The organism is Roseburia sp. AF20-18LB, from assembly GCF_003461185.1.
GTDB classification, from domain to species: domain Bacteria; phylum Bacillota; class Clostridia; order Lachnospirales; family Lachnospiraceae; genus Roseburia_C; species Roseburia_C amylophila.
The window spans coordinates 495,072-518,126 of the sequence record NZ_QTWP01000001.1; the positions used below are offsets into that span (position 1 = coordinate 495,072).

Consider the following 23,055-nt stretch of genomic DNA (forward strand, 5'->3'; position numbering starts at 1 on the left):
TAGTCCACCTACCTTTCTAAAAATTTCTTTCTTAACTGTCCACAGGCACCATCAATATCTCTGCCCATTTCCCTTCTAATAGTAACATTAATTCCGTTTTTTTCAAGTTTATTTTTAAATTTGAGGATTTCCTCATGGTCTGACTGCACATAATCCCGCTCTTTAATGGGATTTACCGGAATCAGATTAATGTGGCAGTTCATGCCGGAAACCAGCTTAACCAGCCGCTCTGCATCCTCATCCGTATCATTGACGCCGCCCACCAGACTGTACTCAAAGGTGATTCTTCGTCCTGTCTTGTCAAAATAATATCTGCAGGCATCTAAGACCTCGGAAAGCTCATAACTGTTGGCAACCGGCATCAGCTCTTTCCTCTTTTCCTGTGAGGATGCATGCAGGGAAAGTGCCAGTGTAATCTGAAGCTTCAAATCAGCGAGCTGCTTCATCCGTGGCACCAGTCCACAGGTAGATACCGTAAGATTTCTCTGGCTGATATGAAGTCCATGCTCGTCTGTCAGCAGTTCAATGAATTTTACAATATTATCATAATTATCCATAGGTTCTCCGCTTCCCATGACTACCACATTGGAAATACGTTCTCCGATGCTCTCCTGAATCCGGTATATCTGCTCTAAGATTTCCGATGGTGTCAGATTACGCACCAGTCCGTCCAGTGTTGATGCACAGAACCGGCAGCCCATACGGCAGCCCACCTGGGAAGAAACACATACGGAATTGCCATGCTTATATTTCATCAGCACACTTTCTATCATATTCCCATCTGCCAATGCAAATAAGTACTTTCTCGTTCCGTCAATCTTCGAAATCTGTACCAGTTCTTCTTCTAATACTATAAGGTCTGCTTTCTCTTTTAATGTCTCCCTTAAATTCTTCGAAAGATTTGTCATTTCATCAAAGGAGGTGACATGATGGATGTGCATCCATTCATATATCTGCTTTGCCCGGAATTTCTTCTCTCCCAGAGACAAAAGAAATTCTTCTAATTCTTTTAAATTCAAGGATTTTACATCAACTTTTTCTATCATACATTCTGTTTCCTTAATCTGGCAATGAAAAATCCGTCACTGCCTAATTCATCCGGCAGAATCTGTTCCATGCTTTCTACTTCAAATTCTTTATGATTTGCCATAAACCACGCAACATTTTCTTCATTCTCTCCCGCATCAATGGTGCAGGTACTGTAAATCATTCTGCCACCCGGCTTCACATACTGATGAACCGTGGATAAAATCTCCCGTTGTAATGCGATCAGTGACTTGATATCTTCCGGCTGCATCCGGTATTTGATGTCCGGTTTTTTCCGGAGCACACCCAGTCCGGAACATGGTAAATCGGCAATAACTACATCTGCTTTGCCGATACTGCCTTTATCTGATACACGGGCATCCCACTGCTCGGCTGTCATATTGGTCACCTGATGACGTCTGATATTCTCTTCTATCAAAGAGACTTTATACTCACTGACATCCCTGGTGATGACCCTTCCACTGCCGGAAAGCAGCTGTGCAATATGTATACTCTTTCCACCGGGTGCTCCGCACACATCAATGACAGTATCATTTTCTTTTACTTCTGCTGCCTCAGCCACCTTCATGGAGCTTAAATCCTGCACATAAAAAAGTCCTTCCGCAAATTCCGGAATGCTGCCAAGATAATCCACACCTCTTACATGCAATGCATAAGGAAGTTTTTCATCTATGTTCACTTCCATACCACGATTTTTTAAACGCTCCATCAAGCTTTCTGGTGTAATCTTCGTAAGATTACATCTTATGGTCAGTGGTTCTTCTTTCAAAAATGCTTCTGCTATCTTTTCAATCCGTTCCAGAGAATAATTTTTCTCCCAGAGCGTAATCATCCATTCCGGGATGGAACAGGTTACGGATAAATACTGTTTATAAGATTTTTCCTTATCCGGGTATATAATCTTATCAAGATTTCTTCCGATATTCCGAATCACTCCATTGACAAATCCGGAAAGCTTTCCAAAGCCTTTTTTCTTTGCAAGCTTTACTGCTTCGTTGCAGGAAGCCGATACCGGAACACTGTCCATATATTTCATTTCGTAGACGGCACTCCGGATAATACAACGGATTACCGGCTTCATTTTATTCACCTTCACACTGGAAAACTGATTAATGATATAATCCAGTTCCAGCATACGCTCCAGAGTACCCTCGCTGACTCTGGTAATAAAGCTGCGCTCCTGTTTCTCAAGATACTGATATTTGGTCAGTACATCAGAAATCGCCACATGGCTGTATATGCCATCCTTTGTTATCGCCAGCAAAATTGCAAGCACCAGTTCCCGGCTGTTCACCGAATCAGTCATCCCGTCGTCCTCCAAATAATAAAATCAGACGCAGTAACTGAAGAATCGCTGAAGCTGCTCCCGCTACATAGGTTAACGCTGCAGCTCCTAAAACTTTTCTCGTATAGCCCAGTTCCTGTTCTCCTAAGATTCCTGTCTCTCCAAGGATTCTTACTGCTCTTCTCGATGCATTAAATTCTACCGGAAGTGTTACAATCTGAAATAATACTGCCAGTGAAAAGCAGATGATTCCTGCTGTAATCAATGCCTGACCACTGCGGCTGCTGATAAATAATCCAATCAGGATCAGCGGCCATGCCAGTGTAGAACCGATATTGGCTACCGGAACAATGGCACCACGAATGGTAAGCGGTGCATAATTCTTCTGATGCTGGATAGCATGTCCACACTCATGGGCTGCTACACCAACTGCCGCAACAGATGTCGAACCATAGACACTGTCTGAAAGACTTAAAGTCTTATTTCTCGGGTCATAATGGTCGGTAAGGTTTCCGGAAATATGGCGGATTTCCACATCATAAATGCCTGCTGCATTTAAGATTCTCTGTGCCGCCTGTGCACCTGTCATTCCGGACATACTGCGGTATTTTGAATATTTTTTAAACGTGTTGTTTACATGGGCAGATGCCAGAAGGCAGATTACTGCACCAATAATTACCAAGAAATAAGTCGGGTCCCACCAATAATAATATGGCATATGAATTCCTCCTTTTTATTGCTGTTTTGTTCCAAGCACCGTTCCGTTTTTGATTGTAAATCCACGTAAGAAATCAGCAACCGGCATACGCTTTTTTCCTTCTAACTGCACTTCTTCCAGCGAAAGACGGTCAACGCCTGTCTGTATGACAAGGCTCTGTTTATCTGCCTTTACCACTGTTCCCGGTGCAGCATCCGTATTGCCCGGATGTACCGTTGCCTTCCAGATTTTCAATGTCTTACCGGAAAGGTAAGTATAGGCACTCGGCCATGGATTCAGTCCACGAATCAGCCTCTCAATCTGCACTGCAGATAAAGACCAGTTAATCTTTCCCAATGACTTCTGAATCATTTTGGTATGCGTTGCAATCTCATTATCCTGTGGTGTATACACTGCTGTACCATCTTCAATGGATTTCATGGTTTCTACACATAATTGTGCCCCGGCATCCTGCAATTTATCAAAAAGGCTGCCACCGGTCTCCTGTGCATCCAGTTCCACGGTCACAGATGCTATCATATCTCCGGTATCCAGGCCTTCATCCATACGCATAATCGTTACGCCGGAAGCCTTCTCTCCATTGATTACTGCCCACTGGATTGGTGCAGCCCCACGGTATTTTGGAAGCAGGGATGCATGGACATTGATGCAGCCATATTTTGGCATCTCTAAAATTTCTTTTGGAAGTATCTGTCCAAAGGCTGCTACCACAATGATGTCCGGCTGATACTTTGCCAGATATTCTGTGCATTCTGGGCGACGCACACGCTCCGGCTGATACACTTCAATTTCATGGGCGATTGCAGCTTCCTTTACCGGAGGATACTGCATGCTCTTTCCTCTTCCCTTTGGTTTATCCGGCTGTGTTACTACAAGCACTACTTCATGTCCTGCTGCCACAATTGCCTCTAATGTACCCACTGCAAAATCCGGTGTTCCCATAAATATTACTTTCATTTCTAACCCTCCTCATAGACTACGTCATGAAGCTCACCCTCTACTTTTTCCGTATACATATGTCCATCCAGATGGTCTAATTCATGACAGATTGCTCTTGCTAAAAGCTCTGTTCCCTCAATCTCATATTCATCACCATCTTCATTAAATGCACGGGCTTTTACATAATTTGGTCTTGTAACTGTTCCTGCCTTGCCCGGAAGACTTAAGCAGCCTTCATCCCCTGTCTGGGTTCCGGAAGTCTCGATAATCTCAGGATTAATCATAAGAATCGGACCATCTCCGATATCAATAACTACCATTCTCTTTAAGATTCCAACCTGCGGTGCAGCAAGTCCCACACCATTGGCTTCATACATGGTTTCTAACATATCATCTGCCAGTTCCAAAATCTTTGGTGTTATCTCTTTAATTTCTTTACAGGTCTTTGTCAATACCGGATCTCCTACTGTCCGGATCTGTCTTAATGCCATTTTTACTTCCTCCTTAAATTCCTTTCTCTAAAAGCCATTTACCGGGTCAAAATCAAATTGCACCGATACGTTTCTTACTCCCTGTTTTTCTTCCATAAGCTGTTCTACTTTATCTTTTATCTGAATCAACACACCATAATCCGGGTGTTTGAAATAAAGTACTTTTTTATAAATGTCATTTACCCTGGCTACTGCTGCATCTGCTGGTCCAATCATCTGAAGCTTTTTATCAGCCTGCACTTTTTCCATGGTATCTGCAAGCTCTTTTGCACATGCATAGGCTTCTGCTTCTTCTTTTGATGCACAAAGCACAACCAGCATATGCCATACCGGCGGATAACGCATTGCCTGCCGGTAGAAAATTTCCTCTTCATAGAACTGGTTATAATCCTGATTCTTTGCACAGATGACACTGTAGTGCTCCGGATTATAAGTCTGGATAATGACCTCTCCCGGTTTCTCACCTCGTCCTGCCCTTCCGGCTGCCTGGGTCAGAAGCTGAAAGGTTCTCTCAGCGGCATGATAATCGGATACATAAAGAGATAAGTCTGCCGCCAGCACTCCTACTAATGTTACATTTGGAAAATCATGTCCTTTTACAATCATCTGGGTTCCAATCAGGATATCTGCTTCCTGATTGGCAAATGCGGAGAGGATTTTCTCATAGCTGTCTTTGCTTCTTGTGGTATCAAAATCCATCCGAAGAATCCTTGCCTCAGGAAATTCTTTTTTTACCAGTTCCTCAATTTTCTGGGTTCCGGCTTTAAAACCACTGATATATTTTGAACCACAGCTCGGACATATCTTAACATGATTTTGCTCATAACCACAATAGTGACATATCAGTTTTCCATTATTATGTGCATGCAATGACACATCACAGTGGGGACATTTCATTACATGACCACAGGCACGGCAGGATACAAAGCCTGCCATTCCCCTGCGGTTAATAAATAGCATAACCTGTTCTTTCCGCAATAACCGCTGCTCTATTTTTTCATGAAGGCTTCTGCTTAAAATCGAAAAGTTTCTTGCCTTTAATTCTTCTCTTAAGTCCACAATTTCACATTCCGGCAGTGGCTTTTCCTTCACCCGCTTATCCATGGAAAGGAGTAAATAGTCACCCTTTTTTGCATGATAAAAGCTTTCTATGGAAGGGGTCGCCGAGCCTAAAATCACGGTGGCACCGGACATTCCCGCCCGCTCTATTGCGGTTTCCCTTGCATGATACCTTGGTATCGTCTCACTTTTATAAGTACCCTCATGCTCTTCGTCTATTATAATATACCCAAGATTTGAAAAAGGTGTGAACAAAGCAGAACGAGGGCCAATCATAACATCAATTTCACCTTTTTTTGCCCGCTCAAACTGGTCGGAACGCTCTCCCGGTGACAGTTTCGAATTCATAATGGAAACCCGGTCGCCAAACCTATGGTAAAACCGCATCACCGTCTGATAAGTCAGTGCAATCTCCGGAATTAATACGATGGACTGCTTTCCCCTGCCGGCAGCTTCTGCAATCAGTTCCATGTAGACTTCTGTCTTACCGCTTCCGGTCACTCCGTGAATGAGGCACGGCTTCTTTTCTGTTCTGGCATTTTCTATCACTGCATCCACCACTTTTTGCTGCATTGCATTTAAGGTCAGGGTATAGGCTCCCATCTCCTGTGTACGGACAGGGTTACGGTAAGTCCGCACTTCTTCTACCGTTATAACGCCCTGCTGCATCATTGCTTTGATGACATCTGCCGTAATATGAAGCTTTTTGGTTATTACATCATAACTTAAGACAGTTTCTTCTAATAGTGCTTCTAACAGTCTTGCCCGGGCAGTTCTGTGCTTTCTTTTCAATTCTTCCAAAAGGCTTGCCGCCTCGTTAAAAGAAAGTACAAGACGCACCAGACGGCTCTTTTTTTCCTTTGCTTTCTCTTTAATCGGAATCACTGTCTTTAATGCCTGGTTCATGGTTCCGCCATAATTTTTACGCATCCACGCTGCCAGGGCAATGAACTGTGATTCGATTTGCATGGCATTGCTATCAACAGCTTTAATGTCCTTTAATTTTGCCGTGTCAAATTCTGCTTTATCTGTCAGTTCTATCACGTAGCCCTTTATCGTCCGGTTTCCAAAGGGAACAATGACCTGCATTCCTTCCGTTATCTCATCCTTCATTTCCGGTGGAATCCGATACTGAAAAGTTTTATCTAATTTTTCATGAGAAATATCAATTATGATATTGGCATATTTTGCCATAGATTCACCTCATATACTGTTCTCTATCATTTCCCGTTCGTTCATCGGATAAAAATGACCTTCTATCTCCTGATACTCTTCATGACCTTTTCCTGCCACTACAATCAAATCGCCCTCCTGCGCCCTGGAAACAGCATAGGAAATGGCTTCTCTTCTATCCGGGATAATTTTATATTTTCCTTTCGTTCTCTTCATCCCCTGTTCGATGTCAGAAAGGATTGCTTCCGGCTTTTCATATCTTGGATTATCCGATGTCAATATCGTAATATCCGAAAGTCTTCCGGCTGTCTCCCCCATCTGAAACCTCCGCAGCGGAGAACGGTTTCCACCGCAGCCAAACAATAATACCAGACGCTTGGGCTGATACTGCCGCAATGTCTTTATCAGGGATTCCAGACTTGCCGCATTATGGGCATAATCAATGACTACATCAAATTTATCTGAAATTCTTACTTCTTCAATTCTTCCTTTTACTGAAACATTTCTTAAGGTTTTCCTTATCGTCTCCGGGGAAATTCCAAGGAGATGTGCTGCTTCCATGGCAGCAAGGGAATTATATACATTGGCAGTTCCGGGCATTTTTAATACGATTTCATCCTTTATCCACCCGGTTGTCTGATATGTGACATTTAATCCACGACTGCTTCTTTCATATACGATATGCTCCGCTTTTACATCGCAGGGTTGTTCGATTCCATAAGTATAAACCGGCGCCGAAAGATCCGCTGTCATAAAACCATGATATTTATCATCTGCATTGATACAAATCATCCGGCTACGCTCAAAAAGCCGTTTTTTACAGCAGGCATACTCCCGAAAACTCCGATGCTCCCCCGGTCCGATATGGTCCATGGACAGATTAGTATAAATTCCAATGGCAAAGGTGATTCCTTCCACCCGGTAATGCTTCAGTCCCTGGGAGGATACTTCCATCACACAACAACTGCATCCGGCATCCGCCATTTCCCGCAGTTCCTTCTGTAATACCAGAGCATCCGGTGTCGTATTGCTGCCTGGCTTTTTTAATCCATCGCTTCTTCGTACGCCAAGAGTTCCGATCAGTCCGCATTTTACCCCGGCTTCCTTTAACATCTGATACAACATACAGGCAGTCGTGGTCTTTCCTTTTGTTCCGGTAATTCCTATCATCTGCATGGCTTCTGCCGGTGCACCATAATAATTTCTGGCTATCCATGCCATGGCTTCACTGGTATTGCGTACCCGGATGACTGTCACATCACCTTCCACCCAGACATGCTTTGATACTACACACACTGCTGCTCCCTTACGAATTGCCTGAGCAAGATAATCATGCCCGTCTTCCCTGCTTCCCGCAAGGCAGATAAACATGCTTCCTCTGACCACCTGTCTGGAATCATGGCAGATATGTGTCACCTTACAATCCATCGTTCCCCGTGTACAAATATATGTAACCTGCTTTAGTAAATCCTTAAGATATGCCATAGACGTATCCTTAAAAATACACTTTTATCATTATATGCTACCAGGTGGGTTTTTACAAGTTTTCCACTTTTTATTTATGAAAGATTTCATAATTTCTTACAGATATTTTATGAAATTACGAAACAGGGTGATGCTGCAAATGTATTTATTGTGTAACCGAAATAACCGGATGTTCACGAAATCTGAATGTAACATAATGACCTGCAAGAAGCACTAAGAATTCTGATATTGTTATGATTTGTTCCGGCAACCAGTTATTTCTCACACACAAAAATTACCAGCCGCATTCCATCCCTGTTTCATAATTTCATAGTATTTTTCTAAATTCAAAGGAGATACTTTTCTTATGATGAAGAATAATTTTATGATATGCGGACTCACGGGCTGGTGCATGGAAATTATCTTCACCTCCCTTGATTCTATCCGCAATAACAATTTTAAACTGACGGGACATACTTCTATCTGGATGTTCCCGATTTATGGCATGGCGGCGGTTATTCCGCCGGTTTATAAGCACATTCATAAGATGCCTGCCATCTTCCGGGGTTCCATTTACTCTGCCGGTATCTTTGTCTGTGAGTATCTGACCGGAACCTTCTTAAAGAAAAAGGGCATCTGTCCATGGGATTACAGCAATGCCAAAACCAATATCAACGGTGTCATCCGCTTAGACTATGCGCCTCTCTGGATGATGGCAGGTCTCCTATTTGAACGTGTTACCACTGTTCCCCGGAGAAAATCTTAAATCCCCTTTTCTGCATAAAACAGCATCGCACGGAACTTCTTTATTAAGTCCGTGCGATGCCTGAATCCTGCAATGTCCTGTTACGCTTATGAGTCTAAATCATCAATATCTGCGCCAGCTCCAATATCTAACGTATTTAAAGTACGGCGTTTCATTCTTGCAATTTCGGATGCTTTTAAGATGTAATTTTTTACTTCCCTGGAATGTTTGATATGTGTCAGCCGAAGCTCCGGTGTGGTAACATCTCCGGTATAACAGATTACAGTTCCAAGTCCGAACATCCGCTCCAGCAAAGTTGCCGTTAATTTTACATCCTGTACCTTATACATATAGCAGTCATTTTCTTCAATTTTGAATAAGCCTGCATCTACAGTAATTACACTTGGTTTGATGTTATATTTGGTAAAGGTCCATGGCAGACCGAAAAAGAGTATTCTCTTGCGTTCTGTGTACTGGGCATCCTCATCAAAGTCCATCTGCATGTCATTTCTTTCCTCAATCATTTTTGCTCTCCTTCTCTTTGCATCACCTTATGATACCCTACTTTATCATATACTGAAAAATTTTTCAAATTTCAGAATATTGCGTCTTTATATTTTACCTTGAATTTTATATTTTATTATTATATGATAGTAAAAATGCCTAGATGACATTACTAAAAACATCATACAGGAGGAATCTTATGCGACACTTAATGAGTCCCCTCGATTTATCCGTAGAGGAGCTGGATCAACTGCTGGATTTAGCAGGTGATATTGAAAAAAATCCACAAAAATATGCACATGCCTGTGATGGCATGAAACTTGCAACCTGTTTCTATGAACCAAGTACCCGTACCCGTCTTAGTTTTGAAGCTGCCATGTTAAACCTTGGTGGTTCTGTTCTTGGTTTTGCCAGTGCAGACAGTTCATCCGCAGCAAAAGGTGAAAGTGTTTCCGATACTATCCGAATCATTTCCTGTTACGCAGATATATGTGCCATGCGTCATCCAAAGGAAGGTGCGCCTCTCGTAGCTTCCCAGAAATCTTCTATTCCAGTAATCAACGCCGGTGATGGCGGTCATCAACATCCAACCCAGACATTAACTGATTTATTAACCATTCGTTCTTTAAAAGGGAAATTAGACAATATGACAATCGGTTTATGCGGTGATTTAAAATTCGGCCGGACCGTGCACTCTCTGATTAATGCACTGATTCGTTATCCCGGAATCCGCTTCGTTCTTATTTCTCCGGAAGAACTTAAAATTCCGGACTATATCCGCGAAGACGTTCTGGTAAAAAATAATATTCCGTTTGAAGAAGTAACAAGACTGGATGATGCAATGCCAAAACTTGATATTCTTTATATGACCAGAGTGCAGAAGGAACGTTTCTTCAATGAAGAAGATTATGTCCGTCTGAAAAACTATTACATATTAGACAAGGAAAAAATGAAACTTGCCAAGGACGATATGTATGTTCTTCATCCACTTCCTCGTGTCAATGAAATATCCGTAGAAGTAGATGATGACCCAAGAGCTGCTTATTTCCGTCAGGCACAGTACGGTGTCTATGTGCGAATGGCTCTGATTCTTACACTATTAAAATGGAGGTAATCAATATGTTAAATATCAGTGGAATTCATGAAGGTTTCGTTCTCGACCATATCAAAGCCGGTATGAGCCTTTCTATCTATCACAATTTAAAGCTGGACAAGTTAGACTGTACCGTTGCCATTATCAAGAATGCCAAAAGCAATAAAATGGGAAAAAAAGACATCATCAAAGTCGAATGCCCGATTGATGCCTTAGACTTAGATATCTTAGGTTTTATCGACCACAATATTACCGTAAATATTATCAAAGGCGATAAAATCGTTGAGAAAAAGGAACTGCATCTTCCAAAGCAGGTAAAAAATGTAATCCGTTGCAAGAACCCACGCTGCATCACTTCCATCGAACAGGAATTAGACCAGATTTTCCTGCTCACAGATGAAAAAGAAGAAACCTATCGCTGCAAATACTGCGAAGAAATGTATACCGACTACGGTTTTCGCGCATAAGTAAAATTGTTAAAAAGTGCACAGGAACGAATTCCTGTGCACTTTTTATAAAACTATATAACTGCTTTTCTTTTCCCCAGAAAAAACTTACTGTTTTATCTTTTTATCTTGACAATTGTCCACAGATTTTCTCTACATCATAGTCTGGTTCCATATTTCTCGCCAGTTCACATATATTTTGAATTTTTTCCGGAGTTTCTTCTAGCATATCCGCAATTTCTTCTACAGATTTTCCTTTTTTCATTTTCTTTATTACAAGTGAAACTAAACTCTGCTCTATTCCATGCTCGACTCCTGCTTCAAATTCTGCTTTCCTTAATTTCTTTTCCTCTTCCTCTTTGTCATATTCAAATATACTCATAGCAATTACCTCCGCCTGATTTTTCCTAAGGAAATCTGCCAGAATATTTTCATGGATGCATTCTGCAACTGCTTTTTGTACAGCAGCATCTACTGGCATCTGTTCCGTAAAAACACGCACTTTTGCGACATAAATGGAATATTCCCTCAATATCTGGCACTGGGACATTAACTCCGTGTTGTGCCCCACATTCACATTAAATGTGGTAACAACAAGCTCCAAAGATGGATTGTCTGTTGCATGATAAAACGCATCTGACAGCCGTCTGGTACAACAATCCTCTATCGGCATGCTTCCGTTATAAAATACAATAAAATGGGGATTGGGAATTTTCTGTAATGCAGAAGAATATAGGGATTTCTTATCTACAAGCCTCTGGTATTCTGCTGCAATATAAAATAAATCCCGAAGCGGAATGTTCGGATTTATTGTGGATTGATGTTCATATAGATAAAGATTCATATCCAGAATAAAAGCCAGGTCATTCTTCATTCCCATATAAATAGCATTTTCTAAAGTTACAATTTCCAGTGCATCTGCATCCGTATAATTACTGCTATTAACCGCATTATAAAGTGACAGCAAAGCTTCCTTTTCCGAAAATAGCATGCGAAAAATAGTGTCCTTGAATTTACGGTTTGCTACCGGTGTGTTTTCATTTGTTTCTCTTGTCATAGGCAAGTCCTCCTTGTATGTGGCAGGAGAACCATTGCTACAAAATCCACTGCTGTACCTCTCCTGCTTTTTTGATTAATTAGTGAATAAAAGCATAGATAGATACAGAAATGTCATGTTCAAAATGAAACAAGATTTGAATAATAGAATTTGCTATTTCGATTGTATTAATGTATGCTTTTTTGTATTTTAACATATGTCGCACAATGGGACAAGATGGAAAAGTGCACAGGAACGAATTCCTGTGCATATAGATAAAAAGGAAGCAACAGACTACTCTGCTGCTTCCTTTTATGTCATCGATATTATTACATAATATCAACGATTACTTTTTTGTTTTCTTTTGAGGCTGCTGCTTTCACAACAGAACGGATTGCCTTTGCAATGCGTCCCTGTTTTCCGATTACCTTACCCATGTCGGACTGAGCTACGCGCAGTTCCAATACGATGGCTTTCTCGTTCTCTGTCTCTGTGACATTGACCTCATCCGGGTAATCTACAAGTGATTTTGCAATTACTTCTACTAATTCCTTCATAGGTACACCTCACTATTTTACGATACCGGTTGCTTTGAAGATACGGTTTACGGTTTCTGTTGGCTGTGCGCCGTTTGCTAACCATTTCTTAGCCAGTTCTTCATTTACATGGTACTCACTAGGATCCTTAGTTGGGTCATAAGTTCCAATCTCTTCGATGCATTTTCCATCTCTTGGGGAACGGGAATCTGCAACTACGATTCTATAGAAAGGAGCCTTTTTCTGTCCTAATCTTCTTAATCTGATCTTTACTGCCATTACTGTTTCACCTCCTTGAATTATGCTATCCTAAGCAAATGCTTATATGTTAAAAAGGAAACTTGAATTTTCCCATTTTACCACCGCGTCCACGTCCACCCATAAGTCCGGGCATCTGTTTCATCATTTTCTTCGCCTGTTCAAACTGCTTTACCAGACGGTTTACTTCACTGATATCTACGCCTGCACCTTTTGCAATCCGGTGCTTACGGCTCGGATTCAAAAGTGAAGGATTACTTCTTTCCTTCTTTGTCATGGAATAGATGATGGCTGTTGTACGTGCCATATTTTTCTCAGCTTCACCTTCATCAATATCCGGCATCTTTCCGCCGCCCAGTCCCGGCAGCATTCCAAGAATATTACCAAGACCGCCCATTTTCTTCATCTGTTCCATGGAAAGCAGATAATCATCAAAGGTAAAGTCCGCTTTCTTCAGACGCTGCTGCATGTCTTTGGCTTTTTCTTCATCTATATCAATCTCACTCTGTGCTTTTTCAATGAGTGTAAGCACATCGCCCATGCCAAGAATTCTGCTTGCCATACGATCCGGATAGAACTGTTCCAAATCGGAAAGTTTCTCACCCATACCAACATAAAGGATCGGCTTTCCGGTTACCGCACGGATAGATAACGCTGCTCCACCCCGGGTATCACCGTCTAACTTTGTCAGCACGACTCCGTCAATTCCAATCTTCTCATCGAACGTTCCTGCCACATTTACGGCATCCTGTCCGGTCATGGCATCTACAACCAAAATGGTCTGTGCCACATCGACATTTTCTTTTATCTCAATCAACTCATCCATCATATCTTCATCTACATGAAGACGTCCGGCGGTATCTAAGATGACAACCTGATTGCCATTCTTTGCTGCATGCTCAACTGCCGCTTTCGCAATATTTACCGGCTTATTCTTATCGCCCATGGAGAATACTTCAACTTCCTGCTTCTCTCCATTGATTTTCAACTGCTCAATAGCAGCCGGGCGATACACATCACAGGCTACCAGCAGTGGTTTCTTGCCCTTCTGCTTTAACTTACCTGCAATCTTAGCGGTTGTGGTGGTTTTACCAGCTCCCTGAAGACCTACCATCATAATAACGGTAATCTGCTGTCCCGGACGAAGTGCTATCTCCGTTGTCTCGGAACCCATGAGCCTGACCATCTCTTCATTTACAATTTTAATTACCATCTGTCCAGGATTCAATCCGTTCATTACATCGGAACCAATTGCACGCTCCTGCACCGCTTTGGTAAACTGTTTTACTACCTTAAAGTTAACATCTGCTTCAAGCAGAGCCATCTTTACTTCTTTCAGTGCTGCCTTCACATCATCTTCCGTAAGCCTTCCCTTACTGCGAAGATTCTTAAATACATTTTGAAGTTTCTGTGAAAGACTGTCAAATGCCATATTACAGCTCCTCCAATATTTCTCCCGAAATTCTCTCTATTTCATCAATTACTGTATCCTTGCGTCCTGCCCGGAAGCTTTCCGCTAATTTGTTAATCTCTTCTACCTTCTGCTTCGTCTCTAAGAACTTCTTTACCAGATGAAGCTTCTCTTCATAGCCTTCCAGCATCTTATTGCACCGCTTAATCAGGTCATGTACACCCTGGCGGCTGATGCCCTCGCAGGAAGCTATCTCGCCTAAAGATAAATCATTGAACACGAAATCTTCGTAGATTCTTCTCTGATGTTCATTGAGCAGCTCTCCATAAAAATCATATAAATAAGCCTGTTCTACTTTTTCTTCCATGTTCTCACTCCTTGCGACCTTAGCTATCATACTATAAAGCAAGCAGGGTGTCAAGTATTTTTTCTTGACACCCTGCTTTTTCTTCTATTACACTCGCTTTTCATTTTTCCGAATATTTGTTATACGCTCCTTTTTACGATTCATCAAGTAATTTCAGAGTTGCAAAGCCTGCTGCCGGCAGCTTCTTACGAATACTTTGTAACAGCAAAAAAGCCCTGATATCATCAAGGCTTTTTTCATGCAGGAGATGGGACTTGAACCCACACGATATTGCTACCACAGGCACCTGAAGCCTGCGCGTCTGCCAATTCCGCCACTCCTGCGAACAAATGATATTTTACCGTTTCAACGGTAATAAGTCAACCCCTATTTTTAATTTTTTCCCTTTTTTTGAAAAAATATATAAAATTGACAAAAATCGAAAAAAGTTAAAAATAGGCATTGACAATTGTCCCGGAATTTGTTACTATTTACAAGTCGTCATGAGACGTAAGTTCATACGGTATGCGGAAGTGTCGGAACTGGCAGACGAGCAAGACTAAGGATCTTGTAAGCATTGCGCTTGTGTGGGTTCAAGTCCCATCTTCCGCATTATTTAATGGAGCGGGAAGCCTGATAAATCAAGGCTTCCTGTTTTTTTGCTTATAACCAGATTTTAGTTACAGCATGTATCTACGCTTTAAAAATATTATGTAAAAAGCTTCTTTCGCCAGCCAAATACAACTCTGGAAAAAGAAGCTTTTACTTTCTTTTCTACTCTTTTATTTTTGCATACACAACCTTCAACAGCTTATTGTGTGGATTCTCAATCGGGTTTAATTCAATGCTCCTAAACTTCTTTAAGAAAGTAGAAAGTTTACTGCACTGGTAATTTCGTGGGTCAAAGCCCGGAATACGTTTGCTCAGATTGATTCCAAGCTCAGAAATATTAATCCAGCCATTTTCCTCTGCATTGCTCCGGATAATGGAGATTACCTCCTTTTCAATATCCGAAAGCTTCGGAAGGTTGTCATTGTCCCCGGCATCCTTTTCCGAAGATGCATTCGTATTTCTTCTTGTGGTGGCTGTGCGCTGTTTTTCCTCTGCTTCTTCCTTATTATAAAGTAAATCAAGATACTTGAAATTCTCACAGGCATTTACAAAGGACTTCGGTGTCTTCTCCTCTCCCATTCCGATTACCATCATACCAGCTTCCTTTAAGCGCATGGCAAGTTTGGTAAAATCACTGTCTGACGACACCAGACAGAAACCGCTGACTTTGCCGGAATAAAGAATATCCATGGCATCTATAATCAATGCTGAATCAGAAGCACTTTTTCCTGCAGTATAATTACACTGCAATTCCGGTGTCAGAGCATACTCCTGCATATTTTTCATCCATGCAGATACGCTCGGATTCGAATAATCTCCATAAACCCGCTTATAAGTAGCCACCCCGTAATTGCTGACCTCATCCATAATTAGTTTCACATATTTATTGGATACATTTTCTGCATCAATCAGCACTGCTAATTTCGGTTGTTCATTCATACTATCTGCGCTCCTATTTCTTTAAGTGTCCCGTCACTACTACACGAATCAGATTGGTGGTACCGGAAATACCCAATGGAATTCCAGCTGTAATAACCGCCAAATCTCCATGCTGTACATATCCATGCTGTTCTGCGGATTCCATTGCATTATTAAACAATGCTTCTGTATCCGTCTCTTCCTGTATCATAAGTGGTGTTACGCCCCAGGAAAGATTCATCTGATAATAACTCTTTTCCGATGGGGTACAGCCGATAATTGCACATTTCGGACGATATCTTGAAATCATGCGGGCAGTCTTGCCGGATTTGGTTACCGTAACAATTGCTGCCGCATTGATGTCAATGGCAGTCATACAGGTTGCATGGGAAATGGCATCGGTTACATCCGGATTATCAATCTTCTCCAGCTGGCGGAAACGTTTCTCATAGTCAATATCATTTTCTGTATATTCTGCAATCTCTGTCATGGTTTTTAATGCCTCCACCGGATATTTTCCGGCAGCAGTCTCACCAGACAGCATAATTGCACTGGTTCCATCATAAATAGCATTGGCTACATCGGTTGCTTCTGCTCTGGTCGGACGCGGATTCTTCATCATGGAATCCAGCATCTGTGTTGCCGTAATAACAACCTTTTCTGCATGGTAAACCTTTTTTATAATTTTCTTCTGAATTGCCGGAACTTCACGAATCGGAATCTCCACTCCCATGTCTCCTCTGGCAACCATAATGCCATCTGACACTGCCAGAATCTCATCAATATTATCTACACCCTGACGGTTTTCAATTTTAGAGATAATCTTAATGTCATTGCAGCCCTGCTCTGCCATAATTTTCCGTAACTGCAGCACATCATCTGCACAGCGTACAAAAGATGCTGCAATAAAATCTACACCCTGCTCAATTCCAAATAGAATATCGGAGCGGTCTTTCGGGCTGATATAAGGCATGGACAGATTTACATTCGGTACATTAATTCCTTTGCGGTCTGAAATCACACCGCCATTTTCTACTTTACAGGTAATCTCAGTTTCTGTCACATTGGTTACCAGCATTTCAATCAGTCCATCATCGATCAGAATTCTGGTTCCGGCTTTGACATCATGTACCAGATTCTTGTAAGTAATAGAGACCCGCTCTTTATTTCCCATAATATCATTGGTGGTGAGTTTAAAGGTATCTCCCGGAAGCAGTTCTGCTCTGCCACCCTCCAGCTGTCCAATCCTGATTTCCGGTCCACTGGTATCAAGAAGAATTCCAACCGGTCTGCCCAGTTCCTTACGCATCTTTTTTACACGATCCATGGTTACTTTATGTTCTGCCTGTGAGCCGTGGGAAAAGTTAATTCTTGCCACGTCCATTCCATTTTCCATTAACTGTTTTAATACTTCATCATCCTTTGTTGCCGGTCCTAATGTACATATAATTTTTGTCTTTCTCATATTCTGTCCTTTCCTGCTACAAGCCCTCTATCTTCTTTTATTCATTTATACTTCTTTCGTCTTTTCCTGTTCCTCTTTAGAAGAAGTCGCATCCTCTCTGCCATGATGCTCATACCACCAGCATGCAGCAACTGCTGCCGCTGCCATAATGCCCATAAGCGCTACTACAATATCCTGTGCCATATTTTATTATCCTCCTATCACAGTTATGACCTGATATTGTACGCAAAGAAACCTATGCTCCTCTGCGCACAGGTAAATTGCTTCTAACTTGTGATAGTCAGCCCTTCGCTCCATCCTGATGATGGATATAGCCTATAATGACACTCCTGCTGTCCAAAACATCCTTTGATTTCCGTAATTCAAAGTTCCAGCCGTCTTTTGCCTGATTTTCAGGCAATACTGCTGCCAGGGATAATGCTGCTCCTTCCAAATCGTTGTTTTTCTCCGACAATCTGCGGTATCCTGCTGTAATCCTGCCGGTCTCACGATTTCCCAAAAGTTCTTCGGTACAGCTCTCTGATGGTCTGGATAAATGTGCTGCCTGTATGAAATTCTGGTTCGCAGTATCTTCACATACAAAGGAAGAATCTATGTTGATATTTTCAACATACATTCCTGAAACCGTCATAATAACAGCCACTATGAGACTTATCAGCTTTTTCTTTAAACCTGTTATCCTCATTGTATTCTCCCTGCTTACTGTGCAACTGCGAAAACACGCTTTACAGGAAAGCAATTTCCTGTAAAGTAAAAAAACTGGCAGGAGTAACTCCTGCCAGTTGCGTTGCTACCCGTCTGCTTACGCTCATTATAAGCATTTCGCTATTGAAATGCAAGAAACGAATAGACAATTATTCTTTTTTTACATAATCTTTACTTATTAACTACCGGATACGACACCAAGTTCCAAAAGCCTTCTCTTTGCCTGCTGCTGATTCTGAAACTGTATGCCTGTAATGCCAAGCTTTTCTGCCGTCTCTATGTTTTCCGGACGGTCGTCTATGAATACACATTCCTGTGGCACTAAATGGTATCTGTCCAGCAATAGCTTATAAATTTCCACTTCCGGCTTGATGCACTTCACCTGATAGGAAAAGATTGCTCCGGTAGTCTCCTTTTCAAAAGAAAGTTCTTCTGTTGCTTTTTCATAAGTGCTCTTTGGAAAATTAGATAATATATAGGTATGATATCCATTTTTCTCAAGGCTTCGTATCCACCGCACCGTATATGGATAAGTACGAATCGTCTCTCCTACATGGTCATAAAAGAGTCTTATTTCTCTTTCATAATCCGGTGTTTCCTTGATGCATGCAGCAATAATCTCTTCATCCGGCTTTGCTCCCCGGTCGAATTCATTCCAGGTTACGGAACGGACGGTAGCATCCGCCACACATTCAAAAGTTTCCCCCTCAAAACCGAGCTTATGAAATACTTCTTCCCAGCAAAAGTCTACCAGCACTTTTCCTACGTCAAAGATTACATTTTTTATCATCACGATCTGCCTTTATTCTTAACGATAAATGATATCATTTCTTCCCGGTCCGTTAGAAACCATGGTAATCGGATATCCAATCTGTTCTTCAATGAATTCTACATATTTACGGCAGTTTTCCGGAAGGTCTTCGTATTTCTTAATTCCACGGATATCTGTCTTCCAGCCCGGAAGGTTCTTTAATACAGGTTTTGCTTTTTCAAGCTTTGTAGTTACAGGGAAGTCTGTGGTTACTTCTCCGTCGATTTCATATCCTACGCAAACCGGAATCTCATCTAAATATCCTAAAACATCTAACACGGTAAATGCTACATCGGTAGTTCCCTGCATGCGGCAGCCATATTTACTTGCCACACAGTCAAACCATCCCATACGTCTTGGACGTCCTGTGGTTGCGCCGAATTCTCCGCCGTCTCCACCGCGTTTTCTTAATTCATCTGCTTCTTCGCCAAAGATTTCGCTGACGAATGCGCCTGCACCAACAGCAGAAGAATATGCTTTACATACAGTAACAATTTTCTTAATCTCATATGGTGGGATTCCTGCTCCGATTGCACCATATGCAGCCAATGTAGAAGAAGATGTTACCATTGGATAAATTCCGTGATCCGGGTCTTTTAAGGTTCCAAGCTGTCCCTCTAAGAGAATGTTCTTTCCTTCTTTGATTGCCTTATCAAGATATAAAGAAACATCACAGATATACGGAGCTACCATATCACGGTACTCATGTAATGTATTTAACAGCTCTGCCTTGTCCAGTAATGGTTTGTGGTACATATACTCTAACATAATATTTTTCATTTCACAGATACGGTCTACCTTTTCTGTTAAAGTATCTTCATCGAAAAGTTCACTTACCTGAAAACCGATTTTTGCATATTTATCTGAATAAAATGGTGCAATACCTGACTTGGTAGAACCGAATGATTTCTTGCCAAGACGCTCCTCTTCGTACTGATCAAAAAGCACATGATACGGCATAACAATCTGTGCACGGTCAGAAACCAAAAGCTTAGGTGCCGGTACATTACGGTCTGTAATAGACTTCATCTCATTGAAAAGCTTCGGGATATCAAGTGCAACACCATTTCCGATAATACTTGTGGTATGTCCGTAGAACACTCCTGATGGAAGGGTATGTAATGCAAATTTTCCGTAATCATTTACGATAGTATGTCCTGCATTTGCACCACCCTGGAAACGGATAATAATATCTGCTTCCTTTGCAAGCATATCAGTAATCTTGCCTTTTCCTTCATCTCCCCAGTTTGCACCAACTACTGCTGTAACCATTTTTATTTCCTCCTTATAATAAGAAATATGTTCTTCTCGCTGCTCGCGTAACTATGAGAAACACGCTTTACGAGCTACTCGCGGAGCGTTTTTTACTTTACCGGAAAGCAATTTCCTGTAAAGTAAAAAAGAACCGGTGTAAAAACCAGTTCTCTGCTTCTTACTTTCTGATTATACCGAATCAGATATTATAAGTAAAGTCAATATTCCTTATACTCGATATAAGTTTTACTTATGTTGTAATAATTTCAACAATTTTTCTGCTGCCGCAGTCAACGGAACCCTGTCATCCGAAACAATACAGAACTGTCTGACAGGAATCTTCTTATTAAATGTAATCTGAAACAGTTCCCCCTTTTCAATTTCTTCCTGGGCAAAGTCCCTGACCACATTTGCTATGCCAAGGCTCCTTTTTGCAAACTGTATCAGCATATCGCTGGTGGCAAGTTCTATCTCCGGATGAATCACAACGCCTTCTCCCAGCAGAAATTCCTCTACATATTTTCTGGTAGAAGTATTTCCCTCCAGGCACATAACCGGCAGATGTTCCAATTCTTTATAGCTTAATTTACCGCCCTTTAAATATTCAAATTTTCGTCCTGCCACAAAGACATCTTCTATCTCACGCACCGGAATCACATGCATATTCTTCGTTGTCTCCATAGGTGTGCTGACTACACCAAAATCGATTCTGCCGCTCTGCAGATATTTCAGTGTCTCCGGTGTTGGTGCATTGGTAACTGTAATCCTGATTTTCGGATACTGCTCATGAAACTGTTCCAGATAAGAAAGCAGATAAAACTGCAGTGTCATATCGCTGGCTCCGATACATACTTCTCCGCTGGTCAGCTCCTGCATTTCAAGGAATTTGCGTTCACCTTCCCGGATGGTCTCATAGCCCCGCTGCACATAGCCGTAAAGTGTCTGCCCCTCTGCAGTCAGACGCACCCCTCTGGATGTCCGCATGAAAAGGGTGGTTCCCAGCTCCCGCTCCAAATTACGGATTGCCTGGGACACTGCCGGCTGTGAAACATTCAGTTCTTCTGCTGCCAATGTAATACTGTGAAGTTTTCCTACATAATAAAAAAATTTGTAATATTCTAAATTCGTATTCATGAGCGAATTATACCATAATTAAATTGATTTTTACATTGTCATTTTTATTTTACCAATGTATACTAATCCCGTTTCCAAAGAATATAGTACTTTTTTCTCATATAGTGCAGAACATTTCTGCAAAAAATTTTGAAAGGAGCTTATAATTATGACGAAAGATATGACAACCGGAAATCCACTGAAATTAATTCTTTTCTTCTCACTTCCTGTATTGTTCGGAAATCTGTTCCAGCAGTTCTACAGTATGGTAGATACCATCATTGTAGGACAGTTTTTGGGAGAAGATGCCCTGGCTGCTGTAGGTGCAACCGGTTCTATCATGTTTCTGGTACTTGGTTTTGCATCCGGACTTGCCCAGGGATTCGGTGTTATGGTATCACAGGCTTTCGGTGCAAAGGATGAAAGCCGTTTAAAGCATATTGTTGCTTTATCCTTCATCTTAACCATAATCATTTCCATGATTCTTACCGCATTGACTGTTACTACTTCCCGGGAGCTTTTAATCTTTATGAACACACCGGATAATATTCTTGATATGGCAGACTCTTATATCCGGGTTATCTTCTGGGGTATCATTACCAGTATGATGTACAATGTTGTTTCCGGAATTTTAAGAGGTGTTGGCGACAGCAAGACTCCTTTATACTTCCTGCTGTTTTCCTCTGCCCTTAATATTGTGCTGGATTTATTCTGTATTGTAACTTTAAAATTAAATGTTGCAGGTGCTGCATATGCCACCGTAATCTCACAGGGTATTTCCGCTGCTCTCTGTCTTATTTATATGTACCGTAAATTCACGATTCTCCGCACCAGAAAAAGTGATTACTACATCGACCGCGTGACAACCGCCCAGATGATGGGACTTGGTATCCCGATGGCCTTGAACTACTCTCTGATAGCTGTTGGTTCCATGATTCTTCAGTCTGCAGTAAATGTATTTGGTTCCAGTGCTGTTGCAGCCTTTACTGCTGCATCCAAAGTAGAACAGATTTCTACCCAGCCAATGCCGGCTCTTGGAACCACAATGTCTACTTACTGTGGTCAGAACTTAGGTGCTGGAAAATACGAACGCATCTTCGATGGCATGAAGAAGGCCTTTGGAATCGCCCTTGGAACTGTTGCAATTGCTGCATTCATCTGTACTGTATTTGGCCGTTCCATTGTTTCCCTTTTCTTAAGCGAACCGACGGAAGCCATTTACAGTTATGCCACACAGTACTTAAATACCATCAGCTGCTTTTTCTTCTTTCTTGCTCTTATTTACCTTTATCGTACTTCTTTGCAGGGACTTGGAAAAGGTATCATGCCTATGGTCAGCGGTATCTTTGAAATGATTTGCCGTGTCGGTGTCGTATGGCTCCTTTTAAATCCATATGGATACTGGTCAGTCCGTCTGGCAAGCCCGGTAGCATGGATTGGTGCCGGTGTACCGCTTATGATTTCCTATCTCATTTGGAAGAACCGGAAAAAGAAACAGCTCCGCAGTCAAGCTGTATAAAATCCTGAACCTGCAATGCTGCAGCAGAAAAGAAGCCCCATTCTCTGAATAATCAGACGATGGGGCTTCTACTTTACTTATTACTTATTACTTATTTCATATTCCAG

At 41.7% G+C, this 23,055-nt stretch carries 23 protein-coding genes, 2 tRNA genes and 1 pseudogene; 5 read left to right on the plus strand and 21 right to left on the minus strand.

Annotated elements, in window-relative coordinates; translation table 11 throughout:
• Positions 1 to 8: 8 nt before the first annotated feature.
• The 7 genes from rlmN to DWX65_RS02470 are packed head-to-tail and all read right to left on the minus strand — an operon-like array spanning position 9 to position 8,197.
• A complete protein-coding gene (gene rlmN / locus DWX65_RS02440) occupies positions 9 to 1,046 on the minus strand; it encodes a 23S rRNA (adenine(2503)-C(2))-methyltransferase RlmN (RefSeq protein ID WP_022243174.1) in 1,038 nt (345 codons plus the stop codon).
• Entirely contained in the window at positions 1,043 to 2,353 is a 1,311-nt protein-coding gene (gene rsmB, locus DWX65_RS02445) for a 16S rRNA (cytosine(967)-C(5))-methyltransferase RsmB (protein WP_118172709.1), read from the minus strand. The genes rlmN and rsmB overlap by 4 nt, the downstream gene beginning before the upstream one ends.
• Positions 2,346 to 3,050 (minus strand): zinc metallopeptidase, encoded by a 705-nt coding sequence (locus DWX65_RS02450; protein WP_118172710.1) that lies wholly within the window; start codon positions 3,048 to 3,050, stop codon positions 2,346 to 2,348. The genes rsmB and DWX65_RS02450 overlap by 8 nt, the downstream gene beginning before the upstream one ends.
• 15 nt (positions 3,051 to 3,065) lie before the next feature.
• A complete protein-coding gene (gene fmt / locus DWX65_RS02455) occupies positions 3,066 to 4,007 on the minus strand; it encodes a methionyl-tRNA formyltransferase (protein ID WP_118172711.1) in 942 nt (313 codons plus the stop codon).
• Between the two features lie 2 nt (positions 4,008 to 4,009).
• Entirely contained in the window at positions 4,010 to 4,480 is a 471-nt protein-coding gene (gene def / locus DWX65_RS02460; RefSeq protein ID WP_022243178.1) for a peptide deformylase, read from the minus strand.
• A gap of 27 nt (positions 4,481 to 4,507) precedes the next feature.
• A complete protein-coding gene (gene priA, locus DWX65_RS02465) occupies positions 4,508 to 6,733 on the minus strand; it encodes a replication restart helicase PriA (protein ID WP_118172712.1) in 2,226 nt (741 codons plus the stop codon).
• A gap of 9 nt (positions 6,734 to 6,742) precedes the next feature.
• Positions 6,743 to 8,197, minus strand: coding sequence for a UDP-N-acetylmuramoyl-L-alanyl-D-glutamate--2,6-diaminopimelate ligase (locus DWX65_RS02470; RefSeq protein ID WP_118172713.1), 1,455 nt, complete (start codon positions 8,195 to 8,197; stop codon positions 6,743 to 6,745).
• A gap of 346 nt (positions 8,198 to 8,543) precedes the next feature.
• On the opposite strand from DWX65_RS02470, the gene DWX65_RS02475 reads away from it, so the two are divergent.
• On the plus strand, positions 8,544 to 8,942 hold the full coding sequence (locus tag DWX65_RS02475) for a putative ABC transporter permease (protein ID WP_118172714.1): 399 nt from the start codon (positions 8,544 to 8,546) through the stop codon (positions 8,940 to 8,942).
• Between the two features lie 86 nt (positions 8,943 to 9,028).
• Here the strand turns inward: DWX65_RS02475 and DWX65_RS02480 are convergent, their stop codons facing one another.
• Positions 9,029 to 9,445, minus strand: coding sequence for a PH domain-containing protein (locus DWX65_RS02480; RefSeq protein WP_022243182.1), 417 nt, complete (start codon positions 9,443 to 9,445; stop codon positions 9,029 to 9,031).
• Between the two features lie 179 nt (positions 9,446 to 9,624).
• Here DWX65_RS02480 and pyrB point away from each other — a divergent pair, with 179 nt between their 5' ends.
• On the plus strand, positions 9,625 to 10,539 hold the full coding sequence (gene pyrB, locus DWX65_RS02485; RefSeq protein ID WP_022243183.1) for an aspartate carbamoyltransferase: 915 nt from the start codon (positions 9,625 to 9,627) through the stop codon (positions 10,537 to 10,539).
• Positions 10,540 to 10,544: 5 nt separating this feature from the next.
• Positions 10,545 to 10,985 carry an aspartate carbamoyltransferase regulatory subunit gene (locus tag DWX65_RS02490; protein ID WP_022243184.1) on the plus strand — a complete coding sequence of 147 codons (441 nt, stop codon included), beginning with the start codon at positions 10,545 to 10,547 and terminating at the stop codon, positions 10,983 to 10,985.
• A 103-nt stretch (positions 10,986 to 11,088) separates the two neighbouring features.
• Here the strand turns inward: DWX65_RS02490 and DWX65_RS02495 are convergent, their stop codons facing one another.
• The 6 genes from DWX65_RS02495 to DWX65_RS02520 all read right to left on the minus strand — a co-directional run bounded on the left by DWX65_RS02495 (position 11,089) and on the right by DWX65_RS02520 (position 14,895).
• Entirely contained in the window at positions 11,089 to 12,021 is a 933-nt protein-coding gene (locus tag DWX65_RS02495; protein WP_118172715.1) for a hypothetical protein, read from the minus strand.
• A 308-nt stretch (positions 12,022 to 12,329) separates the two neighbouring features.
• Entirely contained in the window at positions 12,330 to 12,557 is a 228-nt protein-coding gene (locus DWX65_RS02500) for a KH domain-containing protein (RefSeq protein ID WP_022243186.1), read from the minus strand.
• A gap of 12 nt (positions 12,558 to 12,569) precedes the next feature.
• A complete protein-coding gene (gene rpsP / locus DWX65_RS02505) occupies positions 12,570 to 12,815 on the minus strand; it encodes a 30S ribosomal protein S16 (protein ID WP_022243187.1) in 246 nt (81 codons plus the stop codon).
• A 49-nt stretch (positions 12,816 to 12,864) separates the two neighbouring features.
• Positions 12,865 to 14,226 carry a signal recognition particle protein gene (ffh, locus tag DWX65_RS02510; protein ID WP_117946614.1) on the minus strand — a complete coding sequence of 454 codons (1,362 nt, stop codon included), beginning with the start codon at positions 14,224 to 14,226 and terminating at the stop codon, positions 12,865 to 12,867.
• Between the two features lies 1 nt (position 14,227).
• A complete protein-coding gene (gene ylxM, locus DWX65_RS02515) occupies positions 14,228 to 14,572 on the minus strand; it encodes a YlxM family DNA-binding protein (protein ID WP_117946616.1) in 345 nt (114 codons plus the stop codon).
• A gap of 239 nt (positions 14,573 to 14,811) precedes the next feature.
• Positions 14,812 to 14,895, minus strand: a tRNA-Leu gene (locus DWX65_RS02520).
• Between the two features lie 183 nt (positions 14,896 to 15,078).
• On the opposite strand from DWX65_RS02520, the gene DWX65_RS02525 reads away from it, so the two are divergent.
• Positions 15,079 to 15,163, plus strand: a tRNA-Leu gene (locus DWX65_RS02525).
• 162 nt (positions 15,164 to 15,325) lie between these two features.
• On the opposite strand, the gene DWX65_RS02530 is transcribed toward DWX65_RS02525, so the two are convergent.
• The 7 genes and pseudogenes from DWX65_RS02530 to DWX65_RS02555 all read right to left on the minus strand — a co-directional run bounded on the left by DWX65_RS02530 (position 15,326) and on the right by DWX65_RS02555 (position 21,450).
• Positions 15,326 to 16,102 carry an NYN domain-containing protein gene (locus tag DWX65_RS02530; protein ID WP_022243191.1) on the minus strand — a complete coding sequence of 259 codons (777 nt, stop codon included), beginning with the start codon at positions 16,100 to 16,102 and terminating at the stop codon, positions 15,326 to 15,328.
• 22 nt (positions 16,103 to 16,124) lie between these two features.
• A pseudogene (pyk, locus tag DWX65_RS02535) lies at positions 16,125 to 17,546 on the minus strand (pyruvate kinase); the annotation flags it as partial.
• 45 nt (positions 17,547 to 17,591) lie between these two features.
• A complete protein-coding gene (locus tag DWX65_RS14920; RefSeq protein ID WP_156454686.1) occupies positions 17,592 to 17,729 on the minus strand; it encodes a hypothetical protein in 138 nt (45 codons plus the stop codon).
• A 97-nt stretch (positions 17,730 to 17,826) separates the two neighbouring features.
• The gene (locus tag DWX65_RS02540; protein ID WP_118056841.1) at positions 17,827 to 18,231 is read right to left on the minus strand and encodes a hypothetical protein; all 405 of its coding nucleotides are present in this window, start codon (positions 18,229 to 18,231) and stop codon (positions 17,827 to 17,829) included.
• A 198-nt stretch (positions 18,232 to 18,429) separates the two neighbouring features.
• Positions 18,430 to 19,041, minus strand: coding sequence for an HAD family hydrolase (locus tag DWX65_RS02545; protein WP_118056842.1), 612 nt, complete (start codon positions 19,039 to 19,041; stop codon positions 18,430 to 18,432).
• 18 nt (positions 19,042 to 19,059) lie between these two features.
• The gene (locus DWX65_RS02550) at positions 19,060 to 20,334 is read right to left on the minus strand and encodes an adenylosuccinate synthase (RefSeq protein WP_118172716.1); all 1,275 of its coding nucleotides are present in this window, start codon (positions 20,332 to 20,334) and stop codon (positions 19,060 to 19,062) included.
• A gap of 228 nt (positions 20,335 to 20,562) precedes the next feature.
• Positions 20,563 to 21,450, minus strand: coding sequence for a LysR family transcriptional regulator (locus DWX65_RS02555; RefSeq protein ID WP_118172717.1), 888 nt, complete (start codon positions 21,448 to 21,450; stop codon positions 20,563 to 20,565).
• Between the two features lie 148 nt (positions 21,451 to 21,598).
• Here DWX65_RS02555 and DWX65_RS02560 point away from each other — a divergent pair, with 148 nt between their 5' ends.
• Positions 21,599 to 22,948 (plus strand): MATE family efflux transporter, encoded by a 1,350-nt coding sequence (locus DWX65_RS02560; RefSeq protein ID WP_118172718.1) that lies wholly within the window; start codon positions 21,599 to 21,601, stop codon positions 22,946 to 22,948.
• The last annotated feature ends 107 nt before the right edge of the window (positions 22,949 to 23,055 follow it).

Excerpts from the sequence above, each read along its gene's own strand:
- rlmN (WP_022243174.1), bottom strand. The coding sequence starts at position 1,046 with ATGATAGAAAAAGTTGATGTAAAATCCTTGAATTTAAAAGAATTAGAA.
- rsmB (WP_118172709.1), bottom strand. The coding sequence starts at position 2,353 with ATGACTGATTCGGTGAACAGCCGGGAACTGGTGCTTGCAATTTTGCTG.
- DWX65_RS02450 (WP_118172710.1), bottom strand. The coding sequence starts at position 3,050 with ATGCCATATTATTATTGGTGGGACCCGACTTATTTCTTGGTAATTATT.
- fmt (WP_118172711.1), bottom strand. The coding sequence starts at position 4,007 with ATGAAAGTAATATTTATGGGAACACCGGATTTTGCAGTGGGTACATTA.
- def (WP_022243178.1), bottom strand. The coding sequence starts at position 4,480 with ATGGCATTAAGACAGATCCGGACAGTAGGAGATCCGGTATTGACAAAG.
- priA (WP_118172712.1), bottom strand. The coding sequence starts at position 6,733 with ATGGCAAAATATGCCAATATCATAATTGATATTTCTCATGAAAAATTA.
- DWX65_RS02470 (WP_118172713.1), bottom strand. The coding sequence starts at position 8,197 with ATGGCATATCTTAAGGATTTACTAAAGCAGGTTACATATATTTGTACA.
- DWX65_RS02475 (WP_118172714.1), top strand. The coding sequence starts at position 8,544 with ATGATGAAGAATAATTTTATGATATGCGGACTCACGGGCTGGTGCATG.
- DWX65_RS02480 (WP_022243182.1), bottom strand. The coding sequence starts at position 9,445 with ATGATTGAGGAAAGAAATGACATGCAGATGGACTTTGATGAGGATGCC.
- pyrB (WP_022243183.1), top strand. The coding sequence starts at position 9,625 with ATGCGACACTTAATGAGTCCCCTCGATTTATCCGTAGAGGAGCTGGAT.
- DWX65_RS02490 (WP_022243184.1), top strand. The coding sequence starts at position 10,545 with ATGTTAAATATCAGTGGAATTCATGAAGGTTTCGTTCTCGACCATATC.
- DWX65_RS02495 (WP_118172715.1), bottom strand. The coding sequence starts at position 12,021 with ATGACAAGAGAAACAAATGAAAACACACCGGTAGCAAACCGTAAATTC.
- DWX65_RS02500 (WP_022243186.1), bottom strand. The coding sequence starts at position 12,557 with ATGAAGGAATTAGTAGAAGTAATTGCAAAATCACTTGTAGATTACCCG.
- rpsP (WP_022243187.1), bottom strand. The coding sequence starts at position 12,815 with ATGGCAGTAAAGATCAGATTAAGAAGATTAGGACAGAAAAAGGCTCCT.
- ffh (WP_117946614.1), bottom strand. The coding sequence starts at position 14,226 with ATGGCATTTGACAGTCTTTCACAGAAACTTCAAAATGTATTTAAGAAT.
- ylxM (WP_117946616.1), bottom strand. The coding sequence starts at position 14,572 with ATGGAAGAAAAAGTAGAACAGGCTTATTTATATGATTTTTATGGAGAG.
- DWX65_RS02530 (WP_022243191.1), bottom strand. The coding sequence starts at position 16,102 with ATGAATGAACAACCGAAATTAGCAGTGCTGATTGATGCAGAAAATGTA.
- DWX65_RS14920 (WP_156454686.1), bottom strand. The coding sequence starts at position 17,729 with ATGGCACAGGATATTGTAGTAGCGCTTATGGGCATTATGGCAGCGGCA.
- DWX65_RS02540 (WP_118056841.1), bottom strand. The coding sequence starts at position 18,231 with ATGAGGATAACAGGTTTAAAGAAAAAGCTGATAAGTCTCATAGTGGCT.
- DWX65_RS02545 (WP_118056842.1), bottom strand. The coding sequence starts at position 19,041 with ATGATAAAAAATGTAATCTTTGACGTAGGAAAAGTGCTGGTAGACTTT.
- DWX65_RS02550 (WP_118172716.1), bottom strand. The coding sequence starts at position 20,334 with ATGGTTACAGCAGTAGTTGGTGCAAACTGGGGAGATGAAGGAAAAGGC.
- DWX65_RS02555 (WP_118172717.1), bottom strand. The coding sequence starts at position 21,450 with ATGAATACGAATTTAGAATATTACAAATTTTTTTATTATGTAGGAAAA.
- DWX65_RS02560 (WP_118172718.1), top strand. The coding sequence starts at position 21,599 with ATGACGAAAGATATGACAACCGGAAATCCACTGAAATTAATTCTTTTC.